The organism is Streptomyces rimosus subsp. rimosus, assembly GCF_000720725.1.
Taxonomy (GTDB): Bacteria; Actinomycetota; Actinomycetes; order Streptomycetales; family Streptomycetaceae; genus Streptomyces; species Streptomyces rimosus_A.
The window spans coordinates 1-493 of sequence record NZ_JOCQ01000247.1 but is presented as its reverse complement, the minus strand read 5'-3'; the positions used below and the strand labels follow the sequence as shown (position 1 = coordinate 493).

Sequence of the window (493 nt, the reverse complement as noted above, 5' to 3'; positions counted from 1 at the left end):
CCACCCCCACCGCCTGCCCGCTGTCCACCTCCGCCTGCGTACAGGCACTGACGATGGCGAGGGGTATCCCCCGCGTCCGCGGATCGGCCCGCAGCCGAGCCGCCGTCTGCAGTCCGTCGAGCCGGGGCATCACCACATCGAGCGTCACCACATCCGGAGCGACCCGATGCACGATGTCCAGGCACTCGGCACCATCGGCCGCGGTCACGACCTCGAAGCCCTCAAGCTCCAGGTTGACCCTGATCAACTGCCGGATGACCTTGTTGTCGTCGACGACAAGGACCCGGCCGGACAAGCCAGGCACACCTTGAGACTAGGCGCGCGCCTCCGGCTGCGTCCGGGTTTTCCCCACTTCCGCCCCGTCCGAGGGACCTTCCCCCGACCCCCACCCACCCCACCCCCACCGCCTGCCCGCTGTCCACCTCCGCCTGCGTACAGGCACTGACGATGGCGAGGGGTATCCCCCGCGTCCGCGGATCGGCCCGCAGCCGAG

The 493-nt window shown here is 70.4% G+C and carries 1 protein-coding gene; it reads right to left on the bottom strand.

Translation table 11 applies throughout. The features are described 5' to 3' along the window. Positions 1–295, bottom strand: a 295-nt coding sequence (locus IH45_RS0142750; RefSeq protein ID WP_030682708.1) for a response regulator, incomplete at its 3' end; no start/stop codon positions are given. Positions 296–493 lie beyond the last annotated feature (198 nt).